The organism is Candidatus Bathyarchaeota archaeon (assembly GCA_025059045.1).
GTDB lineage: Archaea > Thermoproteota > Bathyarchaeia > Bathyarchaeales > DTEX01 > JANXEA01.
In genome coordinates, this window is sequence record JANXEA010000006.1 from 11,801 (window position 1) to 24,837 (window position 13,037).

7 protein-coding genes and 1 tRNA gene are annotated in these 13,037 nt (G+C 45.1%); 1 reads left to right on the plus strand and 7 read right to left on the minus strand.

Translation table 11 applies throughout. From position 1 onward, the window contains the following. Positions 1–87: 87 nt before the first annotated feature. The 4 genes from NZ952_01245 to NZ952_01260 are packed head-to-tail and all read right to left on the minus strand — an operon-like array spanning position 88 to position 8,022. Positions 88–525, minus strand: coding sequence for a NusA-like transcription termination signal-binding factor (locus NZ952_01245; protein ID MCS7119823.1), 438 nt, complete (start codon positions 523–525; stop codon positions 88–90). After that, positions 518–829 carry a 50S ribosomal protein L30e gene (locus NZ952_01250; GenBank protein ID MCS7119824.1) on the minus strand — a complete coding sequence of 104 codons (312 nt, stop codon included), beginning with the start codon at positions 827–829 and terminating at the stop codon, positions 518–520. The genes NZ952_01245 and NZ952_01250 overlap by 8 nt, the downstream gene beginning before the upstream one ends. Then, positions 829–4,656: a DNA-directed RNA polymerase subunit A' gene (locus NZ952_01255; GenBank protein MCS7119825.1), complete on the minus strand. Its 3,828-nt coding sequence runs from the start codon at positions 4,654–4,656 to the stop codon at positions 829–831. The genes NZ952_01250 and NZ952_01255 overlap by 1 nt, the downstream gene beginning before the upstream one ends. Continuing rightward, positions 4,657–8,022, minus strand: a complete 3,366-nt coding sequence (locus NZ952_01260) for a DNA-directed RNA polymerase subunit B (protein ID MCS7119826.1) — start codon at positions 8,020–8,022, stop codon at positions 4,657–4,659. 524 nt (positions 8,023–8,546) lie between these two features. On the opposite strand from NZ952_01260, the gene NZ952_01265 reads away from it, so the two are divergent. Continuing rightward, positions 8,547–8,653 (plus strand) — tRNA-Asp (locus NZ952_01265). Between the two features lie 295 nt (positions 8,654–8,948). On the opposite strand, the gene NZ952_01270 is transcribed toward NZ952_01265, so the two are convergent. From NZ952_01270 to NZ952_01280, 3 genes are all read right to left on the minus strand, one after another. Next, a complete protein-coding gene (locus NZ952_01270; GenBank protein ID MCS7119827.1) occupies positions 8,949–10,706 on the minus strand; it encodes an aldehyde:ferredoxin oxidoreductase in 1,758 nt (585 codons plus the stop codon). Between the two features lies 1 nt (position 10,707). Further along, positions 10,708–11,136 carry a 4Fe-4S binding protein gene (locus NZ952_01275; protein ID MCS7119828.1) on the minus strand — a complete coding sequence of 143 codons (429 nt, stop codon included), beginning with the start codon at positions 11,134–11,136 and terminating at the stop codon, positions 10,708–10,710. A gap of 129 nt (positions 11,137–11,265) precedes the next feature. After that, positions 11,266–12,666: a glycosyl hydrolase gene (locus NZ952_01280; GenBank protein ID MCS7119829.1), complete on the minus strand. Its 1,401-nt coding sequence runs from the start codon at positions 12,664–12,666 to the stop codon at positions 11,266–11,268. Positions 12,667–13,037 lie beyond the last annotated feature (371 nt).

The following is a 13,037-nucleotide window of genomic DNA, read 5'->3' on the forward strand; positions in this document are numbered from 1 at the left end:
CTATTATTTATATTTATCTTTCCAATTTATTTGCCAAAAATTTTGTAGATCTATGATCTCATTTAATCTGGAAAACAAGATTGTAGGCTAAACTATTGAGACATTACTTATTTGGAAATACTTCTTTGCTAGGAGTCTCACCTTTTCAGCGTTTTTTCCATTTTTGCCGATCGCTATCCCCTTATCTCTAGGATCCACGTGAACAGATGCCACAGTTTCACCGTTAGGTTTCTCAGATATGCGTATCTCTCTCACTCTAGCTGGCTTGAGCGCATTCTTGATAAACTGGGCAGGATCTTCAGAGAATTCTATTATCTCATGCTTCTTACCAGTCATTTTTTCGAGTAGGGAGAGATTTTTTCCACCCTTCCCTATCGCGATTCCGGCATCACCTTCTTTAATGACGAATATGATGCGGTTAAACTCCTCATCTATGATGCAGTCGCGGACGGTTGCACCCGTAATGCTTTCGAAGAGAGCGATGTGTTTTATCTCGGTATTGGTCAGCCTTATTCCTTTAAACAAGGGTGCTCACCGCTAGCTCTAAGATGTCCGAGTCACCTGGATCCCTTATCGCGATTGCTGACAAGGGGAAAGGTTTGCCACAGAGCCTGCCGAGATCGATGCTTGTCCTCGGCGATACGACGATGGGGATATCGGAGAGTTTGCAGCAATATTCAATTTTATCCCTTATCTTTTGTGGGCAGTTAGATGAGAGTATGATGAGTTTTACCTTTCCTGTCGCTGCTCCCTGTAACGCGGAGTTTGCGCCGAACGCGACTTTTCCTGTCTTTACAGCCATAACGATTGAATTGTCTAGGTCAGCCACTATTCTGCCCCCCTTTCACCTTCCATCACATTAGCAGACATATAAATATCTACGAGACCCGTCCCTATAGGTATGGCTTGTCCAACTATGACGTTCTCTGTCACACCTTTCAATACATCTCTTTCTCCCTTGACCGCCGCTTCGACAATGTTAGGAACCGTGATCTCAAATGAAGCTCTTGCAAGCACGCTTGCCTTGCCCCCGCTCACTCCGTGCCTTCCAATCTGACGTACGCTGCCAGTTGCAGTCATGATATCTGCGACAAGCATTATGTGTCTCAAGTCTACGTCCAATCCCTGTTCCTCGAGTACGCTGCTCGCCTCCCTTATCAGAGCGTTCCTCGCCGCTTCGATGCCAAGCGTCTTTGCTATCTCATGAATGTTGTTCGTCAGCGTCCTTTTAGGATCAACACCTTCTACTTCTAGCACCTGAGATAGATTTGAGCCCTCTGTTCTGATAACCCATTCTCCCTCTTCCTCGGTCACCAAGATCCTTTTTATTCCAGGAATTCCTTTAATATGGTAAGCTGATATCTGCTCCAACAGTTTCTTCGGATTCTGTTGTTTTTTAGGCCCTATAGTAATAGCTTCTCCCTTCACCTCTACAGAAAATCTAGGAGAAACAAGCGCATTGATGACGTCATCATGTGTGACCCCACGCTCCTCCATCCTCTTCTTATCAAGCTTAACTATTATATTGTTCGTCTCGACATCTAGCAGTATACTTTCCGCAACATCTTGGATGGTTGTGTATAAGATTTTTCTCGCTACCTCTGTCGCTTTCTCCCTGCTTTTCCTGTGATCCTGGTCTAGATGTATCAGCATGGTCGGTGTCGACGGCTCCCTCCTTGCGTCAACGATCTCTATCAGACGTGGAAGACCTAATGTGACATTCTGCTCTCTTACACCAGCGTAGTGAAAAGTCCTCAGCGTCATCTGTGTGCCTGGTTCACCTATTGATTGAGCGGCTACTATTCCAATTGCTTCGCCAGGCTCGACTAGTGCACGCTTATAATGTTCAACGGTAAGTTTGACAGCTAGGTCTACGCCTTCTTCAGAGAGCTTGGATTTGTAGAGGTTCCTCCTGAGCTCTTCAACAAGAAGTGGATTTAACTCATTTTTGACCTCTTCAAGCCGCTTCTCTATATAATCCTCTCTTGCTCCTTTCCTAGTTTCCATCATCAGCTCTATCTGTTCGATTAGCCTAGCAACGTTCACAGCTTTCCCATGGTCACTTTTTGCGGGATCAACGCCGTCCTCACCATACTTAAATTGGATAATGTCGCCTGCAGAGTTTCTGACTGTTCCGTCGTATTCGACGCGAAGATGTTCCATCGCGTTTATCAGCCGCCTCTGCATGTACCCGCTCTGTTGGGTCCTGACAGCCGTATCGACTAATGCGTCTCTGCCCACCATTGTGTGGAAGAAGAATTCAAGAGGATTCAGCCCATCTCTGAATGAGGAGTATACAAAACCTTTTGCCCTCGGCGAGGCATCTCTCATTTTGAAGTGGGGCAAAGCTCTCTCGACATATCCACGCTCAATTCTTTTTCCACGAACCGATTGTTGACCTAGGCATGCAGACATTTGACCGATGTTTATTAATGAGCCTCTTGCACCACTCCTGGTCATTATAACGCCGGAATTCTCCATTTCAAGATCCGCGTCAGCGATTTTTCCTGCCTTTTCGAAAGCCTTTGAAAGCTCATTCATGACGTAGATCTCAAAAGAGTCTATCAGGCTCTGTCCCGGAAGTCGCTCCAGTGTTCCTTCCTGTAGCGCTTTCATGAAGGATTCAACCTTCTTCTCGGCCTGCTTGATGGTCTGCTGGATTTTGGATTTCGCGTCAGAGGAGAGGTCGAGATCCTTGTATGAGTAGGAGAAACCTCTCATGGTTATGAACCTTGACAATAGTCGACTCATCTTGTCAAGGAAGATTCTTCCAGTTTCAGTTCCGTAATCCTTTATTATTCTATGGAGAAGGCTTTCAGATTTCTCGGCGCCTATCGAGTTCTTGTCTATTACCCCGCTTAGAAGCTTCCCATTCTTTATTATGACGTAAGCATCGTAAGGACATTTTTCACGTATACATACATCACAGTTGCGGCATATGCTTGCTTTTAGCGCGTAATTCAGGTCTTTTGGGAGGAATAGACTGAATATCTGCTTCCCCGTCCAGATCTCTTTCGGCTCCTTGATTGCAGGTTCAGGTAATTCGCCCTCATAATTCGCAGAAATTAGCAGCTCGCATACTTCTTTCTTTGTGAACTGGGTCGTCTTCTTCGTGAGGAGATAAGCAGCGGTTATGAAGTCTCTTATCGCGCCAATTATTGGACCTCCAAACCTGGGTGATAGAATGTGATTCTGCACTTCCATCAGTATTAGGGCCTCGGTTTGCGACTCTTCACTTTGTGGAACGTGAAGGTTCATCTCATCTCCGTCGAAATCCGCATTATAAGGCGGACACACGCAGAGGTTTAATCGGAAAGTCTTGTAAGGCAAGACTCTAACATAATGCGCCATTATTGACATCCTATGCAGTGACGGCTGCCTGTTAAATATAACGATGTCTCCGTCTCTGAGGTGCCTCTCGACAATGTAGCCAGGCTCCAAAGCTTCCGCTATTTTCTCCCTGTCGGTGACGAACTCAAGCCTTACCCTTTTTCCGTCAGGCCTAACAATATATAATGCGCCGGGGTAATTTTCAGGACCGTTCCTGACAAGTTTCTTCATCTCCTCAATATTCCACTCTGTAACTCTCTCTGGAACTGAAAGTTTCATTGCTACGGTAAGCGGCACTCCAACCTCATTCACGTTAAGGTTTGGGTCTGGACTTATCACTGTACGGGCTGAGAAATCTACCCTTTTACCCGATAGGTTGCTTCTAAACCTTCCCTCCTTACCTTTTAGGCGCTGTGATAGTGTCTTGAGCGCTCTCCCAGACCTATGCCTAGCCGGCGGGATCCCGGAAGACTCGTTATTAAAGTATGTTGTGACATGGTATTCTAGAAGTTCGGAAAGGTCTTGGATGATAAGTGTGGGAGCTCCAGCCTCAATATTCTCCTTGAGGCGTTCATTTATCCTTATTATGTCTACAAGCTTATGTGTTAGATCGTCTTCGGATCTTATTCCCGACTCAAGTGTTATTGATGGCCTTACATAGACTGGTGGTACTGGAAGGACTTGGAGAATCATCCATTCCGGTCTAGCGTTTTTGGCGTCAAATCCTATCAGTTCGAGGTCCTCATCAGGGATCCTTTCAAACCTCTCTCGAATCATGCTTGCAGTTAGCCTTTGTGCGCCCTCCTCTAGATGCTCATAAAATATTGTGGGCTTAACAAACTCTATCTTATGCTGCTTGGTCGCGCAAAATGGACATTCTCTAGTCTTTTTGGCCTTTTCAAGAACAGAATTGTAGAATTGGGAGGGGACTGATCCCATAATCTTCTTAACTCGTTCAATCTGTCTCCTCGCTCTCGTTATTGTCTTCTCTGGCAGGAGTATGCGTCCACAATTCTTGCAGAAAGCCTGTAATAAGTCATGAATCTTCTTTGTAAATTCGACATGTATTATTGGGACAGCGAGCTCTATATGTCCAAAATGCCCCGGACATCTTGCGGCAGTATTGCCGCATGTTCTGCATCTTTGGCCGGGCTCAAGTACCCCCAGCCTGTTATCCATCAGTCCTGAGGGAATTACGGCTCCATCCTCATCATAGGTGTCCGCCGTTTTTATTTCAACCACAGACATCTTTCTGATAACTTGCGGCGAAATTATTCCAAATCGGATTTCGTCTATCAGTTTTTCAAATGTCTCTTCAATTGACATTCATGCTCTCTCCTTAAGCTTGAGTCTTGGCGAAATACATAAGCTCATCAGCTCCTGTAGAAGAAGCTTAAAGGCATATGAGACCTCCACTGGCGAGATCCTAGCCTTTTCTTCACAGATCTGGCAAACGTAGGTTCTCTGCCTAATGTCATAATATGCGATGTATCCGCAGTTCTCGCAGATATAGAGAATATACTTGTCCGACTCTTCCAGAAGCCTATCGCGGAGAAGCATTGCAGCTCCATGCCCGATTAGGCAATCCCTCTCCATTTCCCCGAAGCGTAACCCTCCGCCCCTTGCTCTGCCTTCTGTAGGTTGCCTCGTCAGCATCTGCACCTGTCCTCTTGCCCTCGCATGTATCTTGTCAGACACCATATGGTGGAGTTTTTGATAGTAGACGATACCTATGAAGATGTCTGCGACATATTTTTCTCCGGTGATACCGTTGTAGAGAACCTCTCTCCCCGTATAACTGAAGCCATGTTCGATGAGTAACTTTTCAAGTTCTTCACCCTCATCGCCTATGAATGGTGTTCCGTCCGCGTATTCCCCTTTTACCGCCGCTACTTTACCAGCAATAGATTCTAGGAACTGCCCTATCGTCATCCTTGATGGAAAAGCGTGGGGATTGATTATTATGTCTGGAACAACCCCGTCAACACTGAAGGGCATGTCTTCTTGAGGGACAATCATCCCTATGACCCCTTTTTGTCCATGCCGAGAGGCGAATTTGTCTCCGAGTTCCGGAATACGTTCGTCGCGGACTCTGACTTTGACTAACCTGCTTCCCTCATTTGTTTCAGTTATGAATACAGCATCAACTATGCCATTTTCGGAGGGTCTCATGTCAATTGATGAATCCCTCATGGTTGGACCTTTGACCTCAAACTCCTTGTACTCCTCAAGGAAACGTGGCGGACTGATTCTTCCTATTAGTACATCTCCGCCTGATACAGCCGATTCTATACCAACTATTCCATCCTCCTCGAGGAAACGATAGTATTGTTCGCCTCTATATCCGCGGGTTCCCGGCTCAGGAATAACTAGGCGATCTCTAAGCCCGCCGAGGTATTGCCTGCACTCTGCATCGTATATTCTGTAGAAGGTCGAACGGGCTAGACCCCTCTCTATTGAAGCCTTATTGAAGATTAATGCGTCCTCCATGTTGTATCCTTCAAATGATATGACAGCTACGACACAGTTCTGCCCTGAAGGGCGGATATTATATCCTATCACATCCATAGGTTTTGTCTGTACAAGCGGCTTTTGGGGATAATGGAGTATATGTGACCTTGAATCGACCCTTAATGGAAAGTTCACCGCGTATATGCCCAGCGCCTGTTTTGCCATTGCGGACTCATAAGAGTTTCTTGGTGACTGATTATGTTCTGGGTAAGGTATGATTGAGGCGCAGGCTCCTAAAATCGAGTATGGCGTTATCTCAAGATGTGTATGCTCTATTGTCAATTCTTCAGCACTGACCGCTATCAACGCATTCTCCTCTTCCTCCGCATCCAAAAATTCGATTATACCATTCTTGACAAGGTCCTCCCAAGACCATTCCCTATCATTTATCTTTCTCACATGCTCAGGTGTGAGTCTAGGCCTTCCGTTTTCTACTATAATCAGCGGACGTAAAACCCGCCCTTCGTCACAGTTCACGTAAACTTCATCATTCTGCCCATACTCCTTAGAGAAGTAGGCGACGTTGATCTCATGCGATATATCCCCATTTCTACGATCTTCTCTGATTTCTGTAACTAATTCCCCCGGTGCGATGTGAAAGCCAATCGGGCATCCATTAAGGAAGATTTTTGCTCCAGACGAACGTAAAGCTTCGCTTGCATCTTCAAAAGGTATGACACCCCTTCTAAACAAGTATTCCTTAACCTTTTCTTCGTTTAAGCCCACGGATATCGTGGCCGACAGGGCAAGGTTCTTGACGAGTCCGCAGTTTGCACCCTCAGGAGTCTCATTTGGGCATAATCTTCCCCAATGCGTGGCATGCAGATCTCTCGCTTCAAAGTTCGGTTGGCTGCGGCTTAGAGGCGATTGTAGTCTCCGCAGGTGACTGTATGTTGACAGCATGTTAGTTCTGTCGAGCAGCTGAGTGACTCCTACCTTACCTCTCCCCCAATTTCCTGTAGCTAGGGAGTGTTGAAGCTTATCCGATATTATGCCTGGTCTAACAGCAACTGAGACGCTTATCAGACGTCTCTTTAACCCCATTCTCTCTAGCTGATACTTTATATCACGGCATAGGTTTCTGAATGCAATTCTGAAGAGATCCGCGAGGAGAGGACCTGCAAGTTTTAATCTTTTATTTTTAAAATGGTCTTTATCGTCCTGTTTTCGTCTGCCAAGCTTAAGCTCTATAACCCTTGAAGCCATTTCACCAAGGAAATATGCTTTAAACTTTCTTCTATCCTTGGTTCTTCCAATGTGGGGAAGGAAGTTCCTGTCAAGAATTGCTTCAGCTTTCTGAAGACGGTAACTTTTGACCTGTCCATGAGCGACCCTGTTGCCAATGAATAGCAAAGCATCCTCAACAGTGTCTACTCCGCTAGCCTCCTCAAAGGAGGGTTCAAGTTCGCCCTGAATCGTCTTGTCTATAGACACGGCCTCAGCAATTTCCTTGTCGGATTCGATGCCAAGAGCCCTCATTAGGATTATGAATGGAATTTCTGATGGTACGCCAGGAACAGAAACATGCAGGGAACCGTCAGCCTTCATTCTCATTTCTATTCTAGCCTTGAAACCCACTGTGGTTGAGAATACCTTAGCCTGGTAAATGGGATTAACTCCCCTCGTGTCAATGTCGACAAGAATTCTATTCGGGGCCAGATCCTCAATCGCTACGATTACACGCTCAGAACCGTTGATTATGAAATATCCTCCGGGATCTAGCGGATCTTCACCTTGACGTATGAGTTCTTCTTCTGAAAGACCTGAAAGAAGGCAGTACTTAGACTTCAACATTGTGGGCAGATCGCCTATATAGACTAGCTCTTTCTCAAACTCCTTATCGTCGATCACGGGAGTCATTTCCACAGAAAGAGGCATAGCATAAGTCAAGTTTCTTAAGCGCGCCTCTTGAGGGTAAATCTCATGCCTTGTGCCGTCCACCTCCGTAACATATGGTCCATAAATGACGTCGTTCTCCGACTCTCGCACAACATATATTCTACCAAATTTTATCTTGTATGGACCCTCAGGCACCTCGATCTCTATCTCGCCAACCTCGTTAATAATCTCCTGAAGCCCATGCTCAACAAAGGCGTTATAAGAATCTAGATGCTGCCGAACCAGTCCCTTGTCCTCGAAAAAAGCCCTCTGAATTAGATTGGCATCTTCATAATTAATCAAACCATGTCCTTCCCCCTTCACGAACATAAACTCCTACATTCTTACATGAGCGGTAACTCAGCGGCATTCCTCCCAGAGACGAATCTTCATCGATCGCTAAAGTTCTCATGATCGTCCTGAGGCCTTCTGAGAGCTAAAGAGTAAACGACACTTGGTCTTTATAAACGTTACCGTTTCAGCGTGATACCCTTTATGTGCAGCGTTTCCAGCAATCCCACATGAACTTTTAGGCCTAGGAACAGAGTAACATACTTCGCCGCGAAAAATCACGGTTAGTAACATTTTGTCAGTAAAATTCGCAACCAAGAAATAGAACTTTGTCACCCTAATCTAAAATTCTATTGAACCTTTAATCTGCTGGATCTATTGGGAAACAGTAGGGAGAGACAACCCTACAAAATATACAAAGATCATGATTTGTAAGAGAACATGATAAAGTACCTATGTGTTCTCAAAATTTTGATCACCAGCATCACTATAGTAAGAAAAATATATATTGACGCTTTGAACGTAGTATTATCCGGGCCCTGGTAGTATAGTCCGGCCTAGTATAAGCGGCTGTCGCCCGCTAGACATCACGGAGGAAAACCTCTGTGACGAGAACCGGGTTCAAATCCCGGCCAGGGCGCCAAACCCTAATTGTTAGTTCCTTCTATAAAAATCAGGCTGGGCGCAACGGCTTCTTTTTTGAAGGAAATGTCACTTAACAATTGATTATTTTCTGAACCTATAAGGTCATCATATTTCACAGTCTCGTAATCATCGGCTATCAATTTTTTTCTAGTGGTCTTGTATTGCTATTGTTTATAGATTGATTTTGTTAGCCTGCTTCTGCCGCGCATTTTCGCCTCACAGGTTTTATTTTTCAGCAATCATAAGCGCGTATCCCGCATAAAATTTTCTTAAAACCGACAAGCTTTATGCAATCATTTTATTCTATCAAATATTTTCTCAACCACCTCCCGTATGTATTGTTCGTTGATACTGCCTAATGGTGTTGGGGTCTCAAGTAGCCTTTTAGGAACCTTTATGCCGAGAGGATCGAAGCCCTCTTCAATCTTTTGTTTATTTTTTGTTGTATAGATCTTCCAGGCTAGCCTTGTTAAATCGTCCTCGCTTAGGTTGTAGTCTAAGCTATTTAAGGCCTTTACTACATTTTCCTTTCCATATAGTCCTCTTGCGAATAGGCATATTACTAACGAGTTAAGAACTTGCCTCCAAGCCTCTTCTTCCCGAATAATCCTTGCCGCCTCGGAAGTGCTAGGTAATTTTCCACCTGACATAATGATCTTTTGATCCATTGAGTATGCTCCTGAGTCCAGGTGGGAATGCCTAAACCCTATTATAAGTGAGGAAATAAATAGTGGTCCGGTGTGATAGCCCGCGGGCTCTACATTGTTGAATGATACTGCAAAGTCGCGGCCTCCGTATTTTGATGCTAGCGCCTGTACACCTTTAGCAGCCGTCTTGTAGAAGTCGTTTGCCTGCTCGCTTATGTATTGAATTGCCTTGATATAGTTTTTCCAGTCTCCCCACCTAAGCGGAATAATAGTCTCATTCTCGCTTATAATACCCTTCTCAAGAGCTTCAGTACACCACGCCAGGACGGCTCCAGTAGATATAACATCGACCCCTTCCGCTTCTAGAACATGAAAAATCTTTAGTAGACCAAATCTGTCGCATATACCGAGATTGCTTCCTACGGCGTATATGGGCTCATAGTCATATGAGACGAACTCCGTCTTGAAGAAATATTTCTCATCTTCATACTCCTCCCTTATCGCAGCAACGTGTATGCATGCAACAGGGCACATGCTACATGCAACCCTTCTTGCAAGGACGTTTCTAGCGAACTCCTCGCCGCTAATATCTTCTGCATTCTCGAATCTTCCTGAAGAAAAGTTTCTTGTCGGAAGCGCGCCTATCTCATTGAGCGGCATCACGTTCTCTGCGGTTCCCAAGTCATGATACTTCTTCGCTACCGGAGACCTTACCGCCAGTTCCCAAAGGTTCCTATAGGTCTCCCTGTATGCTCTGACGTTTGGGAGTTTGAAACCGCCGCTTCCTATGATAACTAAAGCTTTCAGATTCTTTGATCCGAATACTGCCCCCAGACCCATCCGACCGAAATGTCTGTAGGTCTCTGTTGTGACACATGCATAGTGAACCAGCCTTTCGCCAGCCCTGCCTATCCTCGCTATAGTTCTGAAGCCTGCACCTCCTGTGACTTCTCTCAGAACTCTTCCAGCACTTAGACTATTCATTCCCCATAATGCACCTGCATCTCTAAACCTGGTCTTTTCGGATTCCACAACTAAATAAACAGGCCTGTCGCTTGCCCCTTTAATCACAATAGCCCCGTATCCAGCATATCTAATCGCTGACGCGGATCTTCCTCCTGCATGAGACTCGGCAAAGTATCCATCAAGCGGAGACTTAAAGGCGGCTACAGTCTTCGAAGCCATGGGAAATAGACCAGAGAGAGGACCGACAGAAAATATCACAGCGTTCTCTGGACCAAGAGGATCAGCTTCTTTTGAAACCTCCTCTCTATATAGCTGCGTTGCAACCCCTATTCCACCAAGCCATTCTTCAAAAAGATCTGTTCTATCTTCCACCCAGCACATTTTTCTCGTAAGATCTATGTATAGCACTCTGGAGAGGGTCTTAACCCATTCAACCATTCTAAATTGCCTCCTCCAGTTTGAGGACACCATGAGGACAAAAACTGGCACAATAGCCGCAGCCCACGCATATTACGGGTTTCATCCATTCTGAATCCCACATGACCGCGCCTATGTCACATGCATTTACACAATGCCCACAACCTATACATTTGCTTGAATTTAAGGTCACGCCGCCTCCATCCTTCACTGTCAAAGCTTCGACAGGGCATACCCTAGCACATGGAGGGTCTCTGCATGATCTGCAAACGATTACGGTGAAGCCCCTTTCAACACCACCTAAAGATCTGACGCTAATTGCACTCTTGTTCAGTCCAGCATAGCCAAACCTGCTCGTGCATGCAAGCATGCAGAGCTGGCAACCAACGCACTTATTTGCATCTACAACAGCAAGCCGCTTAATCATGTGAAGCATCTCCCAAGCTCTCATCTCTAGAACATCTAAACACTAATAAACTTGTTCTGTTCGCATATCCAATAAGCTGCATTTTCGGGATAAAACTCCGCATGCTTTGTTTCCTATTATTCTTGGGATCTCGCAGCCGGAGAGGACTAATTTTCATCCTGAAATAAGAGTTGTCACACTTTCGGCTGGAAGCGTGGCTCTAAGCGAGTTTTCTGAGACTATTATATTGCCAAGGTATGTGCAGTTTTCAGATGAGGATGTCCGATACTGATGAAACGATCTAACGTTTAGGTTTTGCAATGTAACCGTCACGTTGAATGAGGTTTTGGCCCTATTTATTGCGATTATTGTCACTCTTCCATTCTCCTCGTTTATATAGGCCGATGCTAAGACATCCGTGTTTGTTGCGGTTGCCAATATTCTTCTTGACCCAGGCGCTATGAACTTAAAGAACTGCTTGACTGCGTAGTATTTTGGCGTAATCTCATAGTTGGTGCCGTCTTGTCTAATGCTTATCAGCCCTGTTCCTCTGTACCAGAAAAGTTCCCACACAATGTATACTGATGCGTTTGTATGGGTTAGCACGTTGTGGATGTGCTGTACTGTGTATATTGCTTCTTTGTATGTTCCCGCATCCTCTGTTCCCAAGTAGCTGTATTCCGTCTGCCAGATAGGCCTCCCATACTGGGCGCCGAGCCTTGCCACCGCCTGCATATAGGCAATTTTCTCATCCGGAGCGAAGAATGATGTATCGTAGTTGTGGAAGGCAAATATGTCAACGTATTTTGCTGCTCCCGGATCAGCCATGACTGTTGAAATGTAAGTTGCCGCTGCGGAGACACCTGAGGTTTCGGGCATCAATATCTTCGCATTTATTCCCTCACGCTCAAATTTTGCGCCAACCCTCTTTATAACATCTCTTAACTGTTCAGGCGAATAGGTGCAGGTCTCCCAACTGGCTGTATAATCAGGTTCATTCTGTATGCTTATCCAACTAATCTCTATCCCATGAAAGTTTTTATAGCCTATTATGTACGCGGCCAACCACTCTGCAAATTCGTCGTACATTTCCGGCAACAGGTATCCTCCACCTGTCTCGTTTCCAGTACTCTTCATCCATGCCGGGGGACTCCAGACCGAAGCGACAAACTCAGTTACGCCCCTCTTCTTTGCCTCCAGCGCATTCCAGACTTGATCTAAATCAGTGCTGAAGTTAAAGGCACTCCAATTAAAGTGGTTCGGATCTTCATCGTCATTTACTTTCTCGATCTGAGTCCAAACCCTCAACCTATACATTGTGATGCCGAGATCGGAGAAAAGGAGATCTGTAGCCTCCGTTCTTTTCGGTTCCATCAGATTTCGCAAGAGACCCTCATAATATGCGCCTGCACCCCCAAATGCTTCTATGACCTGATATTTCCTTGAACCGTCAACCGTCAGGGATACAGTTCCATCCTGTTTTTCGCCTGTCCGCATCATTATCCAGTACGTCATAACAGATGCCGAGACCAAGATTAACACGGCAACTAATATTGCTAATTTCCTACCACTCATATTTGAGCCTCACAATATAGATCTGCATATCCCATTACATTAACATATTCGATTTTCCCCAGTTATATTAATCCTTCATTCGTTAGTTAAGCCTTAAATTATTAGGCTAAATTTTCGCGTAGATAGATTTTGTCTCATCTTCAGGATGCGGCTGATGTTAAAATCCATAAAACTTGTCAGTATCTCTCTTGATAGTTGCCTGAGGATTGGGCGCTGTCATCAGACTGGAGAAGTTGTGCGGGGATTTACTAGCGGATCTTTAACTAGATTCTGAAATATGTTTTATAACGGAATGGAGCTACTCTTTTGTGTATGCTCAACATTCTGACCCAAAAAAAATATATCCGCACTCGAAATTGTGAATATGGTTG

What these genes read in the sequence shown, in the direction of transcription:
- NZ952_01255 (MCS7119825.1), bottom strand. Translation starts at nt 4,656, where the DNA reads ATGTCAATTGAAGAGACATTTGAAAAACTGATAGACGAAATCCGATTT.
- NZ952_01270 (MCS7119827.1), bottom strand. Translation starts at nt 10,706, where the DNA reads ATGGTTGAATGGGTTAAGACCCTCTCCAGAGTGCTATACATAGATCTT.
- NZ952_01275 (MCS7119828.1), bottom strand. Translation starts at nt 11,136, where the DNA reads ATGAGAGCTTGGGAGATGCTTCACATGATTAAGCGGCTTGCTGTTGTA.
- NZ952_01280 (MCS7119829.1), bottom strand. Translation starts at nt 12,666, where the DNA reads ATGAGTGGTAGGAAATTAGCAATATTAGTTGCCGTGTTAATCTTGGTC.